The organism is Mucilaginibacter conchicola (assembly GCF_003432115.1).
GTDB lineage: Bacteria > Bacteroidota > Bacteroidia > Sphingobacteriales > Sphingobacteriaceae > Mucilaginibacter > Mucilaginibacter conchicola.
This window is the reverse complement of the sequence record NZ_QWDC01000001.1, coordinates 1,349,400-1,364,971: the sequence shown is the minus strand read 5'-3', so window position 1 is coordinate 1,364,971 and position 15,572 is coordinate 1,349,400. Positions and strand designations below refer to the sequence as shown.

General features: G+C 43.8%; 13 protein-coding genes. 8 read left to right on the top strand and 5 right to left on the bottom strand.

The window, feature by feature from the left end; all coding sequences use genetic code 11:
- The first annotated feature begins 8 nt into the window (after positions 1-8).
- The 4 genes from D0C36_RS06005 to D0C36_RS05990 all read left to right on the top strand — a co-directional run bounded on the left by D0C36_RS06005 (position 9) and on the right by D0C36_RS05990 (position 2,035).
- The gene (locus tag D0C36_RS06005) at positions 9-338 is read left to right on the top strand and encodes a cupin domain-containing protein (RefSeq protein WP_117390636.1); all 330 of its coding nucleotides are present in this window, start codon (positions 9-11) and stop codon (positions 336-338) included.
- Between the two features lie 19 nt (positions 339-357).
- On the top strand, positions 358-1,011 hold the full coding sequence (locus tag D0C36_RS06000) for an HAD family hydrolase (protein WP_117390635.1): 654 nt from the start codon (positions 358-360) through the stop codon (positions 1,009-1,011).
- A 43-nt stretch (positions 1,012-1,054) separates the two neighbouring features.
- A complete protein-coding gene (locus D0C36_RS05995) occupies positions 1,055-1,561 on the top strand; it encodes a GNAT family N-acetyltransferase (RefSeq protein ID WP_117390634.1) in 507 nt (168 codons plus the stop codon).
- 114 nt (positions 1,562-1,675) lie between these two features.
- Entirely contained in the window at positions 1,676-2,035 is a 360-nt protein-coding gene (locus tag D0C36_RS05990) for a DUF1493 family protein (RefSeq protein ID WP_117390633.1), read from the top strand.
- A gap of 139 nt (positions 2,036-2,174) precedes the next feature.
- Here the strand turns inward: D0C36_RS05990 and D0C36_RS05985 are convergent, their stop codons facing one another.
- Together D0C36_RS05985 and D0C36_RS05980 are read right to left on the bottom strand one after the other, a co-directional pair.
- On the bottom strand, positions 2,175-2,735 hold the full coding sequence (locus D0C36_RS05985; RefSeq protein ID WP_117390632.1) for a YdeI/OmpD-associated family protein: 561 nt from the start codon (positions 2,733-2,735) through the stop codon (positions 2,175-2,177).
- 22 nt (positions 2,736-2,757) lie between these two features.
- Entirely contained in the window at positions 2,758-2,970 is a 213-nt protein-coding gene (locus tag D0C36_RS05980) for a hypothetical protein (protein WP_117390631.1), read from the bottom strand.
- A 286-nt stretch (positions 2,971-3,256) separates the two neighbouring features.
- Here D0C36_RS05980 and D0C36_RS05975 point away from each other — a divergent pair, with 286 nt between their 5' ends.
- Entirely contained in the window at positions 3,257-4,270 is a 1,014-nt protein-coding gene (locus D0C36_RS05975) for an ABC transporter ATP-binding protein (RefSeq protein WP_117390630.1), read from the top strand.
- A 185-nt stretch (positions 4,271-4,455) separates the two neighbouring features.
- Here the strand turns inward: D0C36_RS05975 and D0C36_RS05970 are convergent, their stop codons facing one another.
- The 3 genes from D0C36_RS05970 to D0C36_RS05960 form a co-directional block, all read right to left on the bottom strand.
- On the bottom strand, positions 4,456-5,193 hold the full coding sequence (locus tag D0C36_RS05970) for a DNA-formamidopyrimidine glycosylase family protein (protein WP_117390629.1): 738 nt from the start codon (positions 5,191-5,193) through the stop codon (positions 4,456-4,458).
- Positions 5,194-5,379: 186 nt separating this feature from the next.
- A complete protein-coding gene (locus tag D0C36_RS05965) occupies positions 5,380-6,240 on the bottom strand; it encodes a YitT family protein (RefSeq protein WP_117390628.1) in 861 nt (286 codons plus the stop codon).
- 60 nt (positions 6,241-6,300) lie between these two features.
- Positions 6,301-7,047: an NUDIX hydrolase gene (locus D0C36_RS05960; protein ID WP_117390627.1), complete on the bottom strand. Its 747-nt coding sequence runs from the start codon at positions 7,045-7,047 to the stop codon at positions 6,301-6,303.
- Positions 7,048-7,231: 184 nt separating this feature from the next.
- Here D0C36_RS05960 and bglX point away from each other — a divergent pair, with 184 nt between their 5' ends.
- From bglX to D0C36_RS05945, 3 genes are all read left to right on the top strand, one after another.
- On the top strand, positions 7,232-9,541 hold the full coding sequence (gene bglX / locus D0C36_RS05955) for a beta-glucosidase BglX (protein WP_117390626.1): 2,310 nt from the start codon (positions 7,232-7,234) through the stop codon (positions 9,539-9,541).
- A gap of 800 nt (positions 9,542-10,341) precedes the next feature.
- Positions 10,342-13,596 carry a SusC/RagA family TonB-linked outer membrane protein gene (locus tag D0C36_RS05950; RefSeq protein ID WP_117390625.1) on the top strand — a complete coding sequence of 1,085 codons (3,255 nt, stop codon included), beginning with the start codon at positions 10,342-10,344 and terminating at the stop codon, positions 13,594-13,596.
- Positions 13,597-13,629: 33 nt separating this feature from the next.
- Positions 13,630-15,492: a RagB/SusD family nutrient uptake outer membrane protein gene (locus D0C36_RS05945; RefSeq protein ID WP_117390624.1), complete on the top strand. Its 1,863-nt coding sequence runs from the start codon at positions 13,630-13,632 to the stop codon at positions 15,490-15,492.
- The last annotated feature ends 80 nt before the right edge of the window (positions 15,493-15,572 follow it).

The following is a 15,572-nucleotide window of genomic DNA, read 5'->3' as shown; positions in this document are numbered from 1 at the left end:
TTAGGCTGATGGACAATAACATTTTCAGGCATTTTGCAGAGATCACTACAAAAGAAATTGCGCCCGGCTTTTTCTCAAAACTGATACATACCGATAGCAATACCATCAATTTTATTGAGGTAGCCGCAGGTTGCGCTTTGGGCACACACAGCCACGTGCACGAGCAAATGTCGTTTGTTATTGAAGGTAAGTTTCAGCTAACGGTTAACGGCACCGCACAGATATTGGATTCGGGCATGTTTGCCGTTATCCCTTCGGATGCACCTCATAGTGGCCTTGCCATTACCGATTGCAAACTGATAGACATTTTTACACCCGCCCGCGACGATTATAAGTAGCGGTGCGTTTACAATACCTATGAATTTTAAAGCCATAATATTTGACCTCGACGGCACCATTGCCGATACTTTGCCACTTTGTATAGCCTCCTTTAAAAAAAGCATTGAACCTTTACTGAACAAATCTCTTAGCAATGAGGAGATCATAGCCACCTTTGGTCCATCAGAAGAGGGGACTATCCGCGCATTGATCCCACAGCAGGAAGCCCAGGGCGTTAAAGATTATCTTTTGCATTACGAGGCCATGCACCATACCTGCCCGGCAATGTTCCCGGGGATAAATGAGTTGCTGCAAACCCTTGCCGATAAAGGCGTACAGCTGGCTATGGTGACCGGCAAAGGCATCCACAGTACAAAACTCTCGCTGAAGCAGTTTGATGCCACCCGTTATTTTGAAGTATTGGAGACGGGTTCGCCGGATGGCCCGGATAAAGTGAACGGCATTAAACGTGTGCTGCAAAGGTTGAATATACAGCCCGGGGAAGCTTTGTATGTAGGTGATGCCCCAAGCGATATCACAAGCTGTAAAGAAGTTGGTGTGCCGATAGCTGAAGCGGCCTGGGCGCATACCACAAATGCCGCCGAACTGATTCCCTTAAAACCCGACTTTATTTTTTACAGTGTTGATGATTTTAAAGATTGGGTTATTGAAAATACCGACAGCAAAAGCTGATTTTTCAACTCATATTTTTAAGCCGATTTAATACATTTGCCGCATGGCTATTACCCGCGCTACATTAACCGACGTACCTGAACTGGTTGCTTTAATAAACTCTGCCTACCGCGGCGAAGGTGCCAAACAAGGCTGGACCACTGAGGCCGATATGATAGAAGGTACCCGTATTGATCATGATAGCCTTACCGAAGAACTGAATGACCCTAACGTTACCCTGTTCAAAAATACCGAGGATGGTAAAATAACGGGCTGTGTTTACGTGCAAAAACGTAATGATAAACTGTACCTGGGCATGCTTACCGTATCGCCAACCCTGCAGGCTAAAGGTTTGGGCAAACAACTGCTGCAGGCTGCCGAAGAACATGGCCGTGCCGGCGGTTTAAAAGCCATGACCATGACGGTTATCACCAAACGCCACGAGCTGATAGCCTACTACGAGCGCCGTGGCTACGCCAAAACCGGCGAGGTGATATCGCTCAACATCCCCGAGCAATTTGGCCGTGTAAAAGAGCCATTGGAGATGTACATATTTGATAAGCCACTTTAATCTAATCTTCTTTTATTGAGTTGCTTGCAACCATTTTTGCCGTTTTTGTATCTTTAAGTGTAACGCCGCCAAAATAACGGTGTCCTTTACATCAGAGAACTATTAAGGCATTGTATGGAGCATTTATCCCCGCACCTAAAGGATTTTATTGTTGATTATTGCAAGCGGTACAAGGTTGTGCCGGTTGATACATCAATGATAAAGGCAGATACCAGCCTCGATCTCGACCTTGATATTTACGATATTGAAATAGATATGTTTTTGGCAGAATTTGCCGAACATTTTAAAATAGACAAGTCGAAATTCAGCTGGTATAAATACGGGTACCCAAAAGGATCAACCCGTGTGCGGATGCTGAAAGCCATGTTTGGCTACAAGTACGGTTGGGTTAAAAAGCTTACCGGCTATTGCTATAAACCTAAATTTAAGGTAGAGGTATTACAACAGGCTTTAGATAACGGAAAGCTGGTTTGATACTAAAAGATAAACTGTCGTGCTGCCCCAAGGCCAAAAGGCAGCATCACACACAAAATACAGGCTATGACAGGTTGAGTTTTTACGGTGTGGGTCCCGGTTTGGTAGCTAACAACCCGGGATGACAGTATTTTTTTCATCATCCGGGCACACGCTCGCCCTTTTCGCTGTACTCTATCAGCTTTTGCAGGCGGCTCAGCTGCGTTTTCTCCTGTTTGGCACTCATCACCCTATGGAAGGCGACTTTGCGGTACCACGGTGCCTGCGCCTCAAAATACGCCCATGCTTTTTTGTTAGCTTTAAACAGCTTGGTGTAAGCCGGCAAAAGCACTTTCTCCTCGTTCTCGAAAGCATATATCCCCGACTTTTCTTCCTTCCGTTTAGCATAGGCCGCTACACCGGCAGGTTGCATCAACCCCTTTTCAGTCAGCTCTGCCACTTTTTTCATGTTTACGGCGCTCCAGATGCTATCGGGTTTGCGCGGCGTAAAGCGGATGGTATAACTTTTATCATCAATGGATTTTCGCACACCATCTATCCATCCAAAACACAACGCTTCATCTACCGATTGCGGCCAGGTAATACTTGGCAAGCCGCTGCCTGTTTTATAAAAGCCCACCAGCAGTTCTTTCTCCTTATCGGCGTTTAGCTCAAACCATTCACGAAAAAGGGCAGGCGTTTCAAAAAATACAGGTTGCATAGGGCTAATATACAATTACCCCTCAGGATTTTTTAGAGGTAGCAACGATCACAATACCGCCAACCAGTAGTATTCCGCCCAGGTAAGGTGGCCAGTTTACAGTTTTTTCCCTATCTGCCGATACCTGTATCGGTCCCGCGTCTATGATCTTTTCTTTTTTGGTGTAAGTGAAGCCTGTCCATATCAGCATTGCCGCGCCAACTACTATCAGTATAAGGCCTAATGTTTTGTTCATGGTGTTTGGTTTAATGGTTTATTAGTGTGAATAGTATTTTTTGGGGATTTGTTTTTGGAGCCCTAACTAAATTGCGAAGCATTCATGAACGCTCGTTAAGCCCTCTCTAAATCTCCCCCGCCAGCTGGCGGGGAGACTTTAAATGAATTTCTTAAAAGCCCCTCTTCTTCGGAGAGAGGTTTGGGGAGAGGCTTCCTTGCCACGCTGTCGCTCGCAATGACGGGATTGTACGAGCTCATCACAATTTTTTTTATTACGTTTGAAACGGGCTCACATTAAAGCAAACATGAAGGATGAACTGATACTGGAGACCATTACGGTTACCAAGAATTTTTTTGGCGATAAATCTTCAGGGGTAAATAATATCACCGTTTTTATACCCAAGGGTAAGATAACCGGTATAGTGGGGGAGAGCGGCAGCGGTAAAACTTCATTGCTGAAATTACTGTCGGGCCACATGAAGCCCGATTCCGGCGACGTGTTCTTCCACGGGGCGCCGTTGCCGGTGCGGGGGCATAACATGGAGCCTGAGCATGCTAAAATTGCTATGGTAAGCCAGGATAATAGCGACATGGAAATGGCCGCTACAGTTTGGGATAACCTCGGCCGTTCCTTGCCTGCCGAGGACGTGAATTACAAACTACAGAAAATAACGCAGGCGCTTAACCTGCTGGGCATATATGAGCTTCGCGAGCAGCCCTTCGGCAAGCTAAGCGGCGGCGAAAAACAACGTGTCACTATCGCCAAAGCATTGATAAACCGACCCGAGGTATTGATGCTGGATGAGCCTTTTAACCAGGTTGATGCCAACTACCGCGAAGGCCTGCAGCATGATATCCGCCAGATAGTAAAAGAATGGGGGGTAACCGTTGTATTGGTATCGCACGACCCAAGCGAGCTGCTTTCCATGGCCGATGAACTCATTGTGATAAAAGAAGGCGAGATTGTAGAACACGGCTCGCCCGAGAAATTATACGAAAGCCCTAAGTTGCTTTACACTGCCAAAATACTGGTAAGCTGCAGCGAGCTAACGGCTGCCCAGGCAAAGGTTTGCGGTATCAAATCAAAACGCGGCGCAGTGGTTATCTACGCCGAGCATATTCAGATCGCGTCCATGGCTTTAGGCGCCAAGTGGCTTGTTAAACAAGTGCTATACAAAGGTTTTTACGAAGAACTCATCATAGAGCGCGATGAAGTTACCCTGCGCTTGCAGAACTTCGCCCTGCGCAAGTACCCTGTAGGCAGCAAGGTGGGCATCAAGATCACCAAGTTTTACGAATTTGGTAAGTGGTTGGGGTAATATCAACAAATACGTCATTGCGAGTAATAAAAACATATTGTCATTTCGAACGAGCGACAGCGAGGAGAAATCTTGTTAGATAAAACAAGTTGAACTATGCATGAGTAACAAGATTTCTCGTCACCCTCAGGTACATATCCCCACCCTTCTGCTCGCTCGAAATGACATTTTTTTCACTCACTTACTTACTCATACAACTTCATACACACCTCACAATAAAAACTTGTACGGTGCGATCTGCCGGTGTCTTTGCGGATGAAGGGCACATGATCTCGCGGGCATTCTTTTTTATGGTAGGCCTGCCAGTTACGTTTTAAAGTGCCGGCTTTTTTCTGCTCCAGAAACTGAAAAGCGTACTTTACGGCCTCTTTTATCATTTCTCTCAGCTTTTTTGGCGGCAGGGCAGCAATCAAACTTTCCGGATGAATGCGGGCGTTAAAAAGGGCTTCGTTTTTTATGATGTTACCCACGCCCGAGAAAATGTGCTGGTCCATCAACGCATCGCAGGCTAACAGTTCCGGTTCGGCTTTCATCTTTTTGATGGCTTTGCGGCTGTCCCACTCGTCGCTCATTACATCGGCCTGCCAGTCGTAAATATCATCAAGCGGTTCGGTAATTAATTGCAGTTGGCAGGCGTAAAAGTTAAGCTCCGTATCGTCACTAAACCGCAGCCCTAAGCGTGGCGGCTTAGCCGTGTGCGAATTAATGCGGTAAGTGCCAAACATCATCATGTGGATGCGCGCGGTAAGGTCAGGAAAGCAGATGAGGAAATGCTTGCCCCAGCTTTTAAAATCGATGATGGGTTTATCTGTAAGCAAAGAAACATCCAGCGATCTATTGTTGCAAGTGGCCTCAACAACGGTTTTGCCTTTAAACTGCTGAACCTTCTCTTTAAGGATAAGTATGCTTGGGCCTTCGGGCATGTAATTGGTTTACATCAGCATAAACAAATATTACGCCGAAGATGCCTCTCGGTAACCCGTCGTCATGCTGAATTTATTTCAGCATCTCACATGCTAAGTTGAACGGCATGTCCTGTGGGATCCCGAAATAAATTCGGGATGACGTGAAGTTTAGATCCTACTCCCCTTTAGGGGGCCGGGGGGCTACTAATGCCCGCTCTTCCTCTTCAATAATCCACCCGTAGTATCATCCACACTGGTTTGTACAATAAAGGCTGCCGGGTCAATTTTTAATATCTCGCGTTTAAGCAACGGTACCTCGAGGCGGGTAGCTACAGTAAAAATGATCTCGCGGGGCGAGTTGATATGCCCGTCTTTACCATAACCGCTTTTGCCCTGATAAACGGTAACACCACGGCCAAGGCTTTGGGTAATGGCAATACGTATTTCTTCGCCTTTGGCAGATACCACCGTCATGCCGGTATATTGCTCCAGACCGTTCAGTATAAAATCGATCATCTTAGAAGCCGACAGGTAGGTAAGGATAGAGTATAAGCCCGACTCGACACCCAGCGTAAATACTGCCACCAGGAATATCAAAACGTTAAGCATCAGGATAACGTCGCTCACGCGTACTACCTGGGCCCGTTTGCTTACCAGTAAGGCAGCTATCTCGGTACCATCCAACACGGCACCACCACGAATGGCCATGCCTATCCCTGCGCCAATAAATACACCGCCAAATACCGCGGTAAGCAGTTTATCGTGCGTAACATCGGGGAAATGGAAAAATGCCAGGCATAGCGAAAGGCCGGCAATGGCGGCTGCGCTTTTAACAGCAAACTTTAAACCCAGCTTACGGTAGCCCAATACCAGGAAAGGAATATTAATGATAAAAATAAGTACCGAAAGGGGAGTCTTGGTGATATCGGCAACCAACATGGATATGCCTGTTACGCCGCCATCAATAAAATGACTTGATAGTAGAAATCCTTTTAGGCCGAACCCTGCAGAAAAAATACCGCAAATAAGTAAAACAGTATCAACCAGTACGTTTTTGAGCTTCATAGTAGAAATTAGGTTAGCAAACGGGCTTAATATAGCTAAAAAAGCCCGTACAGCCTAATTTTACCAGCCGCCTTGCAAGCCTTCTTTAAGCGCTGCGCGGTAGTTCTCGAGGTTAAACGAGTAAAGGTATGGTGCTTTATGCGCGCCGCCTTTGCGGGTCTGTTGCAATTTGTTTAAAATGCCAAAACCTAAAATACGGCGCTGGAAATTACGGCGATCCAGTTTTTTATCCAGTATGGTCTCATAAAGTTTCTGCAGCTCGGGCATGGTAAACTCCTGCGGCATCAGGCTGTAGCCAATTGGTTGATAGTTCAGTTGCAGCCTTAGGGTATCCAAAGCGGTGCGGAAAATATTCTCATGATCTAACTGAAATTCGGGCAGGTCGTTCAGGTCGCGCCAGGTACAAACTTCAGAGAATGAATCGGGCATGGGTTTTACGTCAACAAAATCAACCAGGGCGTAGTATCCTATCGAGATAAAACGCTGGTTAAAGAACAAGTTGTCTTTGTAAGTCTCTTTATGAAATTTAGTACGATCGGGGTCGCCAAAAACATGGAACTGGCGTAAAAAAACCTCGTCAATACCGGTGCGCTCCTTTAATATACGGTTAGCCGCCTGCTCAATAGGCTCTTCGTTAAGCACAAAGCCCCCCGGCAGGTACCAGGCTTCTTCGTTATTGCTTTTCAGCATCAGAACCTTTAACTGGCCCTCATGAAAACCAAATACAACGCAGTCTATAGACACATGGTTAAGATATATCTCCTCTGCCTGCGCCCAATGCTCTTCCAGTTCCTGTTTTGTTAACATGATGGGGTATTATAGATAAAAAACTTTGAATGTTTAATTTTAATATTTACAATTGTGTACAAATTACACCCTATTTTAGTGTAATTTATAATGCCAATTATACTAATAAGTTTTACAGTTATTTAATAAAGATAGGTTAACATTTTAATAATGTTGGCTTTTACCGCGTCAAAACTGTTTTTAGATGAAAAAAATCTTTACCCCTAAAAGTGCTATTTGCATAAGCGCTGCTCTCTTATTCGGTTTTAAAAGTGTTAACGTAAATGCGCAAACCACTGCCGAAACTGCTAAAATGAACGCCTTTGTAAGCGGCCTGATGAAAAAGATGACCATTGATGAAAAGATTGGTCAGCTTAACCTGGTAACGGGTGGTATGGCTATCACTGGTTCGGTAACCAACAGCGGCATTGGCGATGGCGTTAAGAACGGATCTATTGGTGGTATTTTTGGCCTTTATGGCACTGCCGAGGTTCGCAAAATGCAGGAAGCTGCTGTTAAAGGCTCGCGTTTACATATACCGTTAATATTTGGTTTAGATGTTATCCATGGTCACCGTACTATATTCCCAATACCATTGGGTATGTCGGCAACGTGGGATCTTGATCTTATTAAACAATCGGCCCGCATTGCTGCCAAAGAAGCAACTGCCGAAGGTTTGAACTGGGTTTTCTCGCCTATGGTTGATATAGCCCGCGATGCACGCTGGGGACGTATATCAGAAGGTAGCGGCGAAGACCCTTACCTGGGTGGCCGTATTGCTGCTGCAATGGTTCGTGGTTACCAGGGCACCAGCCTAAAAAATGCTGATGCGGTAATGGCCTGTGTAAAACACTTTGCCCTTTATGGCGGTGCCGAAGCTGGTCGCGAATATAATACTGTAGATATGAGTCGCCTGGCTATGTATAATTATTATCTGCCACCTTATAAAGCTGCTTTAGATGCAGGTGCGGGTAGTATCATGAGCTCGTTCAATACGGTTGATGGTGTGCCTTCAACTGTAAACAAATGGTTGCTTACCGACCTTTTGCGCAAACAATGGGGCTTTAAAGGTTTTGTGGTATCAGATTATACATCGCTTAACGAGGTAACTAACCACGGCCTTGGCGACCTGCAAACGGTATCGGCCCGCGCCATTAATGCAGGCCTGGATATGGATATGGTTGGCGAAGGTTATTTAAAAACACTGAAGAAATCATTACAAGAGAAAAAAGTTACCATTGCTGATATTGACAGGGCCTGCCGCCTTGTGCTTGAGGCTAAATATAAATTGGGTTTGTTTGATAATCCTTACAAATCGCTTGACCCGGTTCGTGAGAAAAATGATATCATGAACGAGGCCAACCGTACTGCTGCGCGCGTTACTGCCGAACACTCTTTTGTACTATTAAAGAATGATGCACAAACATTGCCGTTAAAGAAAGCAGGTGGCAGCATTGCGTTGGTTGGCCCACTGGCCAACAACAAACGCGATATGTTAGGTACCTGGGTTATTGGCGGCGAGTGGGAAAAATCAGTTAGCGTGATGGAAGGTATCCAACGTGTGGTTGGCGATAAAGTAAAGATCAACTACGCCAAAGGCAGCAATATTACTGATGATACTACCTTTATGAAGCGCCTTAACTTTGGCCCGGGCATGGTATCATTAGATAAAAAATCGCCTAAGGACATGATCGATGATGCTGTTGATGCGGCAAAAAGATCAGACATTATTGTTGCTGTGGTAGGCGAGTCGCAAAGTATGAGCGGCGAATCATCAAGCCGTTCTGATATCGGCATACCGGAAAGCCAGCAAAAAATGCTTAAAGAACTGGCTAAGCTTGGTAAACCGATGGTACTGGTGGTGTTTAACGGCCGCCCGCTTACCCTGCAATGGGAAAATGATAATGCTACCGCTATATTAGATGTATGGGCGCCGGGTACTGAAGCAGGTAATGCGATAGCCAACGTGTTATTTGGTAATTACAATCCATCGGGTAAACTAACCACAACCTTCCCGCGCAGTGTGGGCCAGATACCTTTATATTATAACCACTTAAATACTGGCCGCCCTTATACCGATGGCCCAACTAAATTTAAATCAAACTACCTTGATATTGATAATTCACCTTTATATCCGTTTGGTTATGGTTTAAGCTACAGCAAATTTGAATACAGCAACCTTAAATTAAGCAAAACCAACTTAAAAGGTAACGAAACGCTTACTGCTACAGTTACTGTAACCAACAAAGGCCAGTACGCCGGCGAAGAAACGGTACAGTTATATATAGGTGACCCTGAAGCAAGCATCAGCAGGCCGGTTAAAGAGCTTAAGGATTTCAAAAAACTATCGTTGCAAGTAGGAGAGAAGAAAGAAGTGACGTTTGCTATCACCCCTGATAAACTGAAATTTTTTAACAGTGATCTGAAGTATGATTGGGAGCCGGGCAAATTTGTGATAGAGGTTGGTACTAACTCAGATATCACCGAAAAAGCAAGTGTAAAGTGGCTTAAATAATTTAAATATAATTTATATAAACTGTCAAAAAAACAGCTTTTGCATTGCGCAAAAGCTGTTTTTGTTTATACAAAGTTTTTATAGGAGTAAAAAATGGGCTTGGTGTATTTTGTACGTGTAAATGTCGTTTAGACAGTATTCGGGTGCGGGAGATTTAATTGTTCGTTAACAATATGTTTATTTTGAGGGATGGACTTTTTAAAAAAAAACACAAAGTTTTTAAAATGTAAAGGTAGTATAACGAGTTTGTGACGTTAGCCCGTTGATTTGGGCTTTTTGACCCTGAAAAACAGCCTTTTGCAATAAAGTGGCTATTAACAATATGATAATTTAAGAGTGATTATTGTTGTTAATAAAATGCTCATGGGTTGTAATTGTGATGTAATTGTTAAAATAATGGCAAAAAAATAAATAATTCGTAAATCGTTATTTTATGCTTGTGTAACATTTACACTGTATTTATATTAGAGGAATACCATTATAAACCAGTTTCTTTATAAAGAAACGCAAAACCAATTTAACCAGATAAAGTGATTTCGCATTTTTTGCAGAGTTGCCCGTCTGAAACTGAACAGTAATATTTTAATAGGATAGTGTAACTATATGATTAAACTTTTACAATTTCTTTTTTCATATCTCAAAACTAAAGGCCCATGCTTTTTTCCTGAAAGAAGAGATTCTATCCGTTTGTCTTATGTTACCGTTAAACGGCGGCGAACGGGCACTCCCGGCCATGTTCCACCATCTCACCACGAATAAGGTCTTAAATCAAATATATTAATCAACTAAATCTCAATCTCATGTTTAAAAGTTTACTCCGCAAAGGAAGAGCGCTGTGCCTGCTACTGGCTTGCATGGTTTCTTCGCTGGTAGTTACAGCTCAAACAAAACACACAGGTAAGGTTACAGGCAGCGACGACAAGTTGCCGGTAGTTGGCGCCTCAATTTTGTTAAAGGGTACTACCATAGGTACACAAACAGACGTAAACGGTAATTACAGTATATCTGTTAAGCCGGGCGATGTGCTTGTGATCACCTACCTGGGTTACACAACCCAGGAAGTTACAGTAGGCCAAAGCGACGTTGTTAACGTTAGCTTAAAGTCTGCAAATAATACTTTAAACGAGGTTGTAGTAACAGGTTACACCGCTCAGCGTAAAAAGGACATCTCAGGTTCTGTTACCACGGTAAACGTTACTGCAGCTAAGTCAGTACCAACAGTAAGTGCTGAGAATATGTTACAAGGCCAGGCAGCCGGTGTTAACGTTGTTACACAAGGTGCCCCTGGTGCAGGTGCGCAGGTAACTATCCGCGGTACCAGCAACTTTGGTAACTCATCTCCACTTTACGTTGTTGACGGTTTACAAACCGGTAGCATCTCAAACCTTAACCCTAATGATATCGAGTCTATCTCTGTATTGAAAGATGCCGGTGCGGCAGCTATCTACGGTGTTAGCGGTGGTAATGGTGTGGTTGTGGTAACTACCAAAAAAGGTAAACAAGGTAAAGCAACTATCTCTTACGATGCTTTCTACGGTACTACACAGCCATTAAGCGGCAACGTGTTTAACCTGCTTAATGCAGACCAGTACGAGCAATTGGTTGGTAAAGTAGATCCTGATAACGACCTGATGAAAGGTAACAACAAAAAGTTTTATGACTATGGTTACCAATCAGCATCTGCTAAAGGTGTTTTCAACCAGGCGCAGGCAAACAATTTTATACCTAACTATCACCTTGATAACGATCCGGCTAAAGATTACCTGATCCAGAAATTTGTTAGAGGTGCAGGTACAGATTGGTTCCACGAAATTTTCAAAGCAGCACCTATCCAACAACATTCACTTAGTGCAAGTGCCGCAAGCGATAAAAGCTCTTACTTCTTATCATTTGGTTACACTAACCAACAAGGTACCCTTATCAACACTTACTTTAAACGTTACCAGGCACGTGTTAACACTACCTTTAACGTAAAAGATCATATTCGTTTAGGCGAAAACATGAGCTTTTTCTATAACACTTCACCAAACGGTGGTGGTGGTTTAGGTAACGGTGGTAACCAAAACGAGGGTAACCCTATTTCTGAAACTTATCGTACTTTGCCTATTATCCCTGTATATGATATTGCAGGTAACTTAGGTGGTACTTACGCAGGCCCTGCAGCTTTGGGTAACGCGCTTAACCCTGTTGGTATACAACAACGCCAAACCACTACTCACACAAATGAGTACGGTATACAAGGAACTGTATTTGCTGAGGCTGATTTCCTTAAGCATTTTACTGCGCGTACTGCTTACAGTGCTGATATTTACAACCGTTACTACTACAACATTGGCTACCGCCAGTATGATAGCGGTGAGGCCCATGGTGGTAACAATACCTACAATGAAGGCTCTTCATACGCAACTAACTTTAACTGGAGTAATACCATTAGCTACAAACAAGTATTTGGTAAACACAATGTTAGCTTGTTAGGTGGTTTTGAGCAAAGAGGTTTCACCGGTCGTAACATTAACGCAACCGCTAAAAACCTGTTCTCGCTTGATCCGTTCTACGCAAACATCACCAACGGCCAGGCAGGTCAAACAACTGCAAACAGCTCATTTGGTGCAAACGGCCAAAACCTTAACAGGATCATGTCGTTCTTTGCGCGTTTAGATTATACTTACAACGATAAATACATCCTGGGTGCAACTATCCGCCGTGATGGTAGCTCTTTATTTGCTGCAGGTAACAAATGGGGTACTTTCCCGGCTGTATCATTGGCATGGAGAGTTTCTCAGGAAGAGTTTCTTAAAGGTAACCAATGGTTAAATGACTTGAAGATCCGTGGTAGCTACGGTACATCAGGTTACAACTCAAACGTTGGTGTAAACAGTGCTTACGCCGCATTTGGTGGTGGCCCTGGTAGCTCTTCATATCCAATTGATGGTTCATCAAGCGCTGTTATCCCTGGTTACTTCCAAAACTCATTGGGTAACAACAAAACAACCTGGGAAACTGATAAAGTATTTAACGTTGGTTTTGATGCAACATTCTTAAACCACTTTGATGTAACTGTTGAGTACTACAAGAAAACCATCAGCGATCTGCTTGTAAACGTACCACTTCCTGCAACTGTTGGTGGTAGCGATGGCGCTATCCCTGCTGTTAACTTTGGTACAGTTGTTAACAAAGGTTTTGATATCAGTGCTAACTACCGTGGTGCTTCAGGTGATTTCACTTACTCTATCGGTGCTAACATCACTACTATCAACAACAAAATTACCGATCTTGGTGCTCCGTTCTTCACAACCGGTATCCGTAACGGTAACGTAGTTTACAACCAGATAGGTGGTAGCATTGGCCAGTTCTATGGTTACAAAGTAATTGGTTACTGGAACAGCAAAGCTGAAATTGATGCGCTTAACGCACAACAAAAACCAGATATTTTTGGTTCAACCCCGGTTTACCAAACTGACGCAGCAGCTGGTCGTTTCCGTTATGCTGATGTTAACGGTGATGGCCGTATTACTGATGCTGACCGTACAAAAATTGGTAACCCGCTTCCTGATTTTACTTACGGTGTAAACTTAAACCTTGGTTACAAGAAGTTTGACCTTAGTGCTGTATTCTATGGTTCACATGGTAACGATATTTACAACACTATCAAATACTGGACTAACTTCTACGGTTCACAAACCGGTAACAAAAGCTTAGACCTGTTAAACAACTCTTGGACTCCAACCAACACAAATCCTAAAGCGCCGATCCTTGAGAAAACAACCAACTTCAGTACTTCAGATGCGATCAGCTCTTACTACGTAGAAAGTGGTTCGTTCCTTAAATTAAGATCAGTACAAGTTGGTTACACATTTGAGCCATCAATGCTTAAAAAAGTGGGTATCGATAAATTACGTGCTTATGTACAAGGTACTAACCTGTTCACTGCTACTAAATACAGTGGTCTTGATCCGGAGTTACAGTCTGTTGACCGTAACAGCCCTGGTATTGATTTGGGTAACTATCCAAACAACGAGCGCAGATTTATTTTTGGTGTAAACCTTAGTTTCTAATAATAACTAACAGAAGATATAAAGATAATAGTTATGAAAAAAAGCTTTAAATTGAAAGTAATTATTCCGGGCACGCTTATGTTGGTCGGTTTAACTTACTCTTGCAAAAAATTCCTTGATCAGGCGCCGATCGGCTCTTTGATCCCAGAGGTGATTGCAACACGTACCGGTGTAGATGGTGTGCTGATCGGTGCATATTCTGTTGTAGATGGTGTTTTTGACGGCCAGGCTGGTAGCCCTTGGGAAACCGGTACGGATAACTGGGTATATGGTAGTGTGGTTGCGGGTGATGCCTTCAAAGGCTCTAACCCTGGTGACCAGCCTGCTGCGGCTAACCTTGAAGCGTTTAGCGCAACAGGTGCCAATGATTACCTTGACCATAAATGGCGTGTTTGCTACGCTGGTGTACAGCGTGCAAATGACGTTTTAAGGTTGCTTCCGCAAGTTAAAGACGGATCTATTACTGACGCGCAAAAAACTCAGTACATTGCTGAGGCTCGTTTCTTACGCGGATTTTTCCACCTTGAGGCTGCTAAGCTTTGGAAAAACATCCCTTACATTGATGAGTCGATAACTTACACGGCAAATAACTACAATGTGCCAAACACAGGCCCAATCTGGGATAAAATAGAGGCTGATTTCAAAGCTGCTGCTGCAGACCTTCCTGAAACTCAACCACAAATTGGCCGTGCCAACAAATGGGCAGCGCTTGCATTTGAAGCTAAAACCCTGATGTTTGATCACAAATACGCTGATGCATTAAAGATCTTAGCAGATCCGGCTACTGGTGTTTTAACGCATGGTAAAACATCATCTGGTGCCGATTATAAGTTAGGTAAATACGCCAACAACTTTAACCCATCAACCAAAAACGGTGCCGAGGGTGTGTTTGTGGTACAGGCCTCAGTACATGATGGTGCTAACGGTTTAAATGGTAACGCTGGTAGCGTACTTAACTTCCCATCAGGCGGCCCTGCCGGATGCTGCGGTTTCTTCCAGCCTACTTTTGATTTTGTAAACTCATTTAAAGTTGATGCTAATGGTTTACCATTAATTGATACTTACCAAAATGGTTACATCAAAAATGATCAGGCTGTTGCTGCCGGTACTATTTACATGCCAGGCGATGAGTTAGTTGATGCAAGGTTAGATTGGTCAGTTGGCCGTCGTGGTATCCCTTACTTAGACTGGGGTATTTGCCCGGGTGCTGCTTGGGCTCGTGACCAGCCAAATGGTGGCCCTTACCTGCCAATTAAAAATGTTTACTACAAATCTGCTCAAGCTACAACTTCAGACAGCTACGGTGGTTGGGCTGCTAACCAGTCAACAGCAAACAGTTACAATGCTATCAGGCTTGCCGACGTAATACTATGGGCTGCAGAATGTGCCGTTGAAGCAAATCAACTTGCTGATGCGCAAGGTTATGTAAACCAAATCAGAGAGCGTGCTGCTGATGAAACCGGCTGGGTTAAAGGTAAACTTACAGGTTACGGCAATAATGATAAAGGAGAACCTGATGCAACTAAACCAATTGTAAACAACTCACAGCTTGCTGCTAACTACAAAGTAGGTTTATACACAAACCAATTTGTTGCCAATGGCCAGGCTTGGTCACGCAAAGCAGTTTACTTTGAGCGTAAGTTAGAGTTGGGTATGGAAGGTCACCGTTTCTTTGACCTTTCTCGTTGGGATGCTGTTAACGGCGGCCCTGTAACCGGTATCATGTCAACTGAAATTGAGAAATTCCTTAAAAACACTCGTGACTTTGGTGATTCATTTACATCAGCAGTTATGAAGGTTGCTAAATTCACTTCTAACAAGAACGAAATTTATCCTATTCCTCAAAACCAGATCGACTTGTCTAAAGGTACTTTGAAGCAAAACCCGGGCTATTAATCATAGTCAGAATAATTAAAAAAGAGGGGAAGATGTATCGTCTTTCCCTTTTTTTTTTGGATATATTTGTTAATAACCGT

Excerpts from the sequence above, each read along its gene's own strand:
- D0C36_RS06005 (WP_117390636.1), top strand. The coding sequence starts at position 9 with ATGGACAATAACATTTTCAGGCATTTTGCAGAGATCACTACAAAAGAA.
- D0C36_RS06000 (WP_117390635.1), top strand. The coding sequence starts at position 358 with ATGAATTTTAAAGCCATAATATTTGACCTCGACGGCACCATTGCCGAT.
- D0C36_RS05995 (WP_117390634.1), top strand. The coding sequence starts at position 1,055 with ATGGCTATTACCCGCGCTACATTAACCGACGTACCTGAACTGGTTGCT.
- D0C36_RS05990 (WP_117390633.1), top strand. The coding sequence starts at position 1,676 with ATGGAGCATTTATCCCCGCACCTAAAGGATTTTATTGTTGATTATTGC.
- D0C36_RS05985 (WP_117390632.1), bottom strand. The coding sequence starts at position 2,735 with ATGCAACCTGTATTTTTTGAAACGCCTGCCCTTTTTCGTGAATGGTTT.
- D0C36_RS05980 (WP_117390631.1), bottom strand. The coding sequence starts at position 2,970 with ATGAACAAAACATTAGGCCTTATACTGATAGTAGTTGGCGCGGCAATG.
- D0C36_RS05975 (WP_117390630.1), top strand. The coding sequence starts at position 3,257 with ATGAAGGATGAACTGATACTGGAGACCATTACGGTTACCAAGAATTTT.
- D0C36_RS05970 (WP_117390629.1), bottom strand. The coding sequence starts at position 5,193 with ATGCCCGAAGGCCCAAGCATACTTATCCTTAAAGAGAAGGTTCAGCAG.
- D0C36_RS05965 (WP_117390628.1), bottom strand. The coding sequence starts at position 6,240 with ATGAAGCTCAAAAACGTACTGGTTGATACTGTTTTACTTATTTGCGGT.
- D0C36_RS05960 (WP_117390627.1), bottom strand. The coding sequence starts at position 7,047 with ATGTTAACAAAACAGGAACTGGAAGAGCATTGGGCGCAGGCAGAGGAG.
- bglX (WP_117390626.1), top strand. The coding sequence starts at position 7,232 with ATGAAAAAAATCTTTACCCCTAAAAGTGCTATTTGCATAAGCGCTGCT.
- D0C36_RS05950 (WP_117390625.1), top strand. The coding sequence starts at position 10,342 with ATGTTTAAAAGTTTACTCCGCAAAGGAAGAGCGCTGTGCCTGCTACTG.
- D0C36_RS05945 (WP_117390624.1), top strand. The coding sequence starts at position 13,630 with ATGAAAAAAAGCTTTAAATTGAAAGTAATTATTCCGGGCACGCTTATG.